The organism is Planomonospora algeriensis, assembly GCF_977012225.1.
Genome location: NZ_CDRNDK010000472.1, coordinates 1 through 4,623 on the forward strand (window position 1 = coordinate 1; position 4,623 = coordinate 4,623).

The 4,623-nt window shown below is 73.9% G+C and carries 6 protein-coding genes and 1 pseudogene; 3 read left to right on the plus strand and 4 right to left on the minus strand.

Annotated features, from left to right (window positions below; all coding sequences use genetic code 11):
* Nucleotides 1-518 (minus strand): annotated as a pseudogene (locus ACWJ6R_RS30505) (serine/threonine protein kinase); the annotation flags it as partial.
* Nucleotides 519-716: 198 nt separating this feature from the next.
* Between ACWJ6R_RS30505 and ACWJ6R_RS30510 the strand changes: the two are divergent.
* Nucleotides 717-1,019, plus strand: a complete 303-nt coding sequence (locus ACWJ6R_RS30510; protein ID WP_449065537.1) for a hypothetical protein — start codon at nucleotides 717-719, stop codon at nucleotides 1,017-1,019.
* Nucleotides 1,020-1,168: 149 nt separating this feature from the next.
* Here ACWJ6R_RS30510 and ACWJ6R_RS30515 read toward each other — a convergent pair whose 3' ends face one another.
* Nucleotides 1,169-1,813 carry a LysE family translocator gene (locus tag ACWJ6R_RS30515; protein WP_449065538.1) on the minus strand — a complete coding sequence of 215 codons (645 nt, stop codon included), beginning with the start codon at nucleotides 1,811-1,813 and terminating at the stop codon, nucleotides 1,169-1,171.
* 30 nt (nucleotides 1,814-1,843) lie between these two features.
* Nucleotides 1,844-2,881: a LysR substrate-binding domain-containing protein gene (locus ACWJ6R_RS30520; RefSeq protein ID WP_449065539.1), complete on the minus strand. Its 1,038-nt coding sequence runs from the start codon at nucleotides 2,879-2,881 to the stop codon at nucleotides 1,844-1,846.
* A 75-nt stretch (nucleotides 2,882-2,956) separates the two neighbouring features.
* Between ACWJ6R_RS30520 and ACWJ6R_RS30525 the strand changes: the two genes are divergently transcribed.
* Nucleotides 2,957-3,481 (plus strand): cysteine dioxygenase, encoded by a 525-nt coding sequence (locus tag ACWJ6R_RS30525; protein WP_449065540.1) that lies wholly within the window; start codon nucleotides 2,957-2,959, stop codon nucleotides 3,479-3,481.
* Nucleotides 3,482-3,636: 155 nt separating this feature from the next.
* Here ACWJ6R_RS30525 and ACWJ6R_RS30530 read toward each other — a convergent pair whose 3' ends face one another.
* On the minus strand, nucleotides 3,637-4,215 hold the full coding sequence (locus ACWJ6R_RS30530; protein WP_449065541.1) for a TetR/AcrR family transcriptional regulator: 579 nt from the start codon (nucleotides 4,213-4,215) through the stop codon (nucleotides 3,637-3,639).
* Nucleotides 4,216-4,394: 179 nt separating this feature from the next.
* Between ACWJ6R_RS30530 and ACWJ6R_RS30535 the strand changes: the two genes are divergently transcribed.
* The coding region (locus ACWJ6R_RS30535; protein ID WP_449065542.1) for a helix-turn-helix domain-containing protein at nucleotides 4,395-4,623 on the plus strand (229 nt) is incomplete at its 3' end.

Consider the following 4,623-nt stretch of genomic DNA (forward strand, 5'->3'; position numbering starts at 1 on the left):
GGCAGGCCGACGGACCTGGTCGGCGCGCCCTCCACGGCCGCCAGCGCCCCGGTGAGGCCGAAGTCCACGACGACGGGACCGCCGGGACCCAGGACGACCGTCTCCGGCCGGATGTCGCCGTGCACGGCGCCCGCCCGGTGGACGGCGGCCAGCGCGGCCATCGTGCCGATGGCCAGCCGGTCCAGGGCCGCGCCGTGCAGGGTCCCGTCCGCGGCGACCGCCTCGGCCAGCGTGGCGCCCTCGACGTGCTCGCTCACGATGTAGGGCCGGTCTCCATGGAACCCGCCGCCGAGCACCTGCGCCACGCCGAACGCCGACACCCCGCTCAGCGGCTCCACGGTCCGCAGGAACCGCTCGGGATCCGCGCCCGGGGGCAGCAGCCTGATCACCACCCGGGTGCCGGAGGGGTCCTCGGCGAGATAGGCGTCCTGCGGGCGTGCGTCGTCGAACCTGCCGGTGATCCGGTATCCCGCGAGCTCCCGCGGGTCGGACGGGGTCAATGGTGCGGCACGTGACATGGGGTGTCCCGTTCTCGGGGGAGGCGCCGTAGATCACCCATTATGGGTGTGCTCCGTACGGGGGTGAAGGGCGTGGCGTGATCCGGTGCCGGCCGTACCGGCCGCATGGAACGGCCGGGTACGGGCAGGGGACCCGGGACGGCGCGGCCCGCATCCGGGCGCGGTGCCGGAAGGAGTGGTGCCGGAAGGAGGTGCGCCATGCCCGCACGCGGAGAGCCCTCGGTCGCGGCCTCGGGGGAGTGGGTGGACGACGACGGCGTGCGCATGCCCGCGGGCGAGGTGCACGCCTGGTGGCCGGGGACGAACCAGACCCTGTGCGGCCTGGCGCTCAGCCGGTCGCGGCTGTACCGCTTCCACCACGTACGGTGGCCGGAGGCGTTCCCGGAGTCGGGCGGGTCGGCCGCCGAGGTGCGCCAGGTGTGCCGCAGGTGCGAGGGTGCGACCGGCCGTTCCAGCCGGGGCTGGAGCAAGGGCTGGACCCGCACCTCGCCCCGCCCCTGAACTCGAGGCCGCTGATCCCACCCGCCCCGGTCCCCGGGTCCGCCGATAGCCGACCGCCGACCACTCGGCCCTGCACCTGCGGTCAGCGGGCCCGCCGACCCCGGATCCGCGCGGTGGGCCCGCGGTCAGATCTCGGCTCAGGTCTCGGCTCAGGCCTTGGCGGCGGCGCTCTCACCGGTGAGGGCGGTGGCGGCGCCCAGACCGAGGTAGACGAGGCCGCTGGCGACGTCGAGATGGCGGCGGGCGCGGGCCGAGCGGCGCAGACGGCCGGCCAGCGCGGAGGCGAGCAGGGCGAAGGCGCCGTCGCTGGCGACGCCCAGGGCGATCCAGATCACGCCGAGGAGCACGATCTGCGGGGCGATCGGGCCCGCGGCCGGATCGGTGAACTGGGGGAGGAAGGCGAGGAAGAAGATCGCGGTCTTCGGGTTGAGCACGTTGACCACGAAGCCCTCCCAGAACATCCGCCGCCTGCTCGCGGCCGGCGGCCCGGCCGCCTCATGGGTGTCCGCGCGGGTCAGGAGTTTGCGCAGGCCGAGCCAGACCAGATAGGCCGCGCCGAGGTATTTCACGATCGTGAACGCGGTGGCCGAGGCGGCGAGCACGGCGCTGATGCCGAGCGCGGCGGCGGCCACGTGGACCACCGAGCCGGCGTGGATGCCCAGGACGGAGACCAGCCCGGCGCTGCGGCCCTGGGCGACGCTGCGGGTGACGATGTAGGCCACGGCGGGGCCCGGCACGAGCAGCAGGGCGAGGGTGGCGGCGGCGAACAGAGCGAGGGTCGCGAGATCCGGCATGCCCGGATCGTAAGCCCGGCCGTCCCCTGATCACCTCCGGTTTTTCGGCAGGACCACCGCCGTCAGGGCCTCCAGCAGGGCGGTGGTGGCGGGCGGGTCGGGCGGCTCGCCGTAGGTGGCGGCGTAGACGTGGCGGGTCGAGCCGGGGAGCTCGATCGCGCCGACCGCCGGGTGCCGGTGGGCCTGCAGCGCCAGGCCGGGCAGGGCCGTCACCCCCATCCCGGCGGCGACCAGTGCCTGGACGGCCACGATGTCGTCGGTGGTGAAGGCGATGGCCGGTTCGAAGCCCTCCTTGGCGCACAGGTCGAGCAGGTGGCTGCGGCACCGCTCGCACCCGGCGATCCACCGGGCGTCGCGCCGGGCGTGCAGCACGCCCTCGCCCGATTCCCCTCGCGGTCCCGGGTTCACTGGTCCCGTGCCCGCCCTGTCCGAATTCGCCGGTCCCAGGCTCACTCCGTCCGGACCCGCCCCGTCCGGGCTCACCGTCTTCGAGTCCGCCGTCTCCGGGGAGCCGGCCGCCGCGGAGGCGGGGGAGCCGCCCCTCGGGACGACCAGATAGCTGGGGTCGTCCAGCAGGTGGACCAGCCGGATGCCGTCGTCCTCCGGGGCGGTGTCGTCGTAGCGGAAGATGACCGCCAGGTCCACGTATCCGGCGCGGAGCATGCGCAGGGCCTCGGGCGGCTCGGTCTCGGTCAGCCGGAGCTCCAGGCCGGGGTGCCCGCGGGCGAGCAGGGCGGCGGCCTCCGGGACGAACGTGCCCAGCGCGGAGGGGAAGGCGGCCAGCCGGACCCGGCCCGCGCGCAGGCCCACATGGGCGGCGAGCTCGGCGGCGGCGGAGTCCACCCGGCCGATGATCTCGGCGGCCCGTTCGGCCAGCAGCCGTCCCGCCTCGGTGAGCCGGATGCCCCGTCCCGCGCGCTGGACCAGCTTGGCCCCGGTCTCGGCCTCCAGCCTGGCGAGATGGTGGCTGACCGAGGGCTGGGAGTAGTGCAGCTCCCGCGCGGCCCCGGTCACCGAGCCGGTCCGGGCCACGGCGGCGAGCACGCGGAGCCGTACGACGTCGAGCACATATCAACGTTATCTATGAATCAGCGGAAAGATAGGCATTGGACGCTATGTGTCGGGAAGGCGCACGCTGGAGTCATGGCAACCATGACACTCGCGCGTCCCGGACTCGCCGAGCTGGTCGAGGGGATCCGGGAGCTGGTGAAGAGGCCGGCCGAGCCCCGTGCCACGGCCTTCGCCGTCGCGGGACTCCTCCGTGAGCGGCTGCCCACGCCCGAGATCCTCACCGAGGAGGAGCGGGCCGGCGACCCGGAGACCTATGTCAGGCACACCCTGCACACCGAGCCCGGCTTCTCGGTCGTCGCGGTGGTGTGGCGTCCCGGCCAGGGCACCAGGCCGCACGACCACATCGCCTGGTGCGCCTTCGGGGTCCTGCAGGGCGTGGAGTACGAGACGCTCTACCGCGACGAGGGCGACCACCTGACCGAGATCGGCCGCACCGCCAACCGCACCGGCGACGCGAGCGGCTTCGCCCCGCCCGGCGACATCCACAAGGTGCACAACGTCGGCGACGTCACCGCGATCTCCCTGCACGTCTACGGAGCCGACTTGAGCGTCGAGCCGAGCAGCGTGCGCCGCACCTACGACCTGCCCGTGCGCTGAGCGGCCTTCCCGTGCGCCGTACCTGCGGCCTGCCCGTGCGCCGAGCTCGCCCGGAACCGTACGGCGCCGCCCTCCGCGCTGAGCCGGGCAGGCCGGGAGACCCGGAAGGACCGGAAGGACCGGGAGAACCGGCGGGGGAGCGGGCCGGGGGACGACTACCCGGTGACCCGGCCGTGCAGGAGGTCGACCAGGGTGGCGTGCACCCGTTCGATCGGGCGGTCCGGATGCAGCGCCTTGCGCTCGATGGCGACGGTCAGCACCATGCCGAACACGGCGGTCGCCGCCGTCTCGACGTCCAGGTCGTCACGGACGGCGCCCTCGGCCACGGCCCGGCGCAGCACGTCCGCGTAGACCCCGAGGACGTCCTGGCGGAGCCTGGCCACCGCGTCCTGCCAGGCGGTGCGCCACATCTCGGCGAGCAGCACCCGGGCGAACGCGCCGTACTCCTCGAAGAACCGCAGCTGCGCCATGACCACCGCGTCCAGCGTGTCCAGCGCGGTCTCCCCGGCGGTCGCCCCGGACAGGGCGGCGGACAGCAGCTCGATCCCGTGGTCGAGCAGGCCGGAGAAGAGGGCCTCCTTGGTGCCGAAGTTGTAGAACACGGTGCCCTTGGCCACCCCGGCCCGCTCGGCGATCGCGTCCACGGTGGTCGCGGTGTAGCCCTGCTCCGCGATCAGCTCCACCGCCGCGCCGAACAACCGCAGCCTCGTCTCGGCCCGCCGGCCGCTCGCCATCAGAGCCTCCCGAGGGGACCGTCGCCTTCAGGCGACGGGGGAATCGGGAGCGGGAGGGCCGCCCAGGCCCGAGCGTGCCCTGACCTGTCAGGTCCGCACATCATGGATGTCCTTCCCGGTTTTACCGGCGCCAGCCGATATCGTGGTGTTATCGTTACCGAACGTGAGGGGAGGTGGGTGTGCGCAGGTCCTACAAGTTCCTGCTGCGCCCCACCGCCAAGCAGGCCGCCGCCCTCACCGCCTGCCTGGAAGACCACCGGCAGCTCTACAACGCCGCCCTGGAGCACCGCCGCATCGCCTACGCCACAGCGGGCGTGAGCGTCCGCTACGGCGACCAGTCCGCCGACCTGAAACACATCCGCGCCGATGACCCCGGCGGGCAGGGCCGCTGGTCGTTCTCCTGCCAGC